Source organism: Vibrio sp. 811, assembly GCF_033339195.1.
The window spans coordinates 1-1,168 of sequence record NZ_JAWOUB010000091.1 but is presented as its reverse complement, the minus strand read 5'-3'; the positions used below and the strand labels follow the sequence as shown (position 1 = coordinate 1,168).

Sequence of the window (1,168 nt, the reverse complement as noted above, 5' to 3'; positions counted from 1 at the left end):
ACCGCGCCACTAATCGCAGAAACAGGACCAAAACTGACCGCTCACTTCTATGACCGCATGTTTACTCACAACCCTGAGTTAAAAGACATTTTCAACATGAGCAACCAGCGTAATGGCGATCAGCGTGAAGCGCTATTCAATGCCATCTGTGCATACGCTGCTAACATTGAAAACTTGCCTGCTCTGCTTGGCGCAGTGGAGAAAATTGCGCATAAACACACCAGCTTTTTGATCACGAAAGATCAATATCAAATCGTAGGTAAACACTTGATCGCTACAATTGATGAGTTATTCAATCCGGGCCAAGAAGTTTTAGACGCGTGGGCTGAAGCTTATGGCGTATTGGCTAATGTATTTATCCAGCGCGAAGAGCAAATCTATCAAGCGAATGCATCGCAAGAAGGTGGCTGGCGAGGGCTACGTGAGTTTGAGTTGGTCGGTAAACAATTGGAAAGTGAACACATTTGCAGTTTTGTTTTCAAACCGACGGATGGCAGTAAAGTGACGAAGTACAAGCCTGGGCAGTACCTCGGCATCTACATCAACAGCGATAAGTTTGAAAACCAAGAGATCCGTCAATACAGCCTATCTTCTTCGGTTCAAGAGAACACTTACCGCATCTCCGTAAAACGTGAACAAGGCGGTAAAGTATCCAACTACCTGCACGATGAGCTAAACATCGGCGATAAAGTAAAACTCGCAGCGCCAGCGGGTGATTTCTTTATGGATGTAGACACCAATACACCAGTGGTGCTGATTTCTGCAGGTGTCGGCCTTACGCCAACACTGTCAATGCTAGAAAGCTTGACGGAACATCACGCGCCAGTGACTTGGGTACATGCAACAGAAAACAGCAAACACCACGCCTTTAAAGAGCACGTAAACCAGCTAGTCACGGCGAAAGAAAACATGAACGCGCTCATTTGGTATAACCAACCAACGGCAGAAGACAAGATAGGTGAAGACTTCCACTTTACCGGCTTTGTAAACCTGCATGAAATCGAAGCCGCACTCAAACAAGACAACGTACAAGTGTACTTCTGTGGGCCGGTGGGTTTTATGCAGCACGTCGCGAAACAGCTACAAGAACTTGGCGTCCCTCAGGAACAATTCCATTACGAATGCTTTGGCCCACATAAGGTGGTTTAAGCGCGTTCACCTATCGGGA

The 1,168-nt window shown here is 46.7% G+C and carries 1 protein-coding gene; it reads left to right on the top strand.

Annotation, left to right across the window (positions count from 1 at the left end; all coding sequences use genetic code 11):
• Positions 1–1,149 (top strand): NO-inducible flavohemoprotein (gene hmpA, locus R7Q46_RS25020; protein WP_318077909.1); only part of this gene is annotated, 1,149 nt, incomplete at its 5' end.
• Between the last annotated feature and the right edge of the window lie 19 nt (positions 1,150–1,168).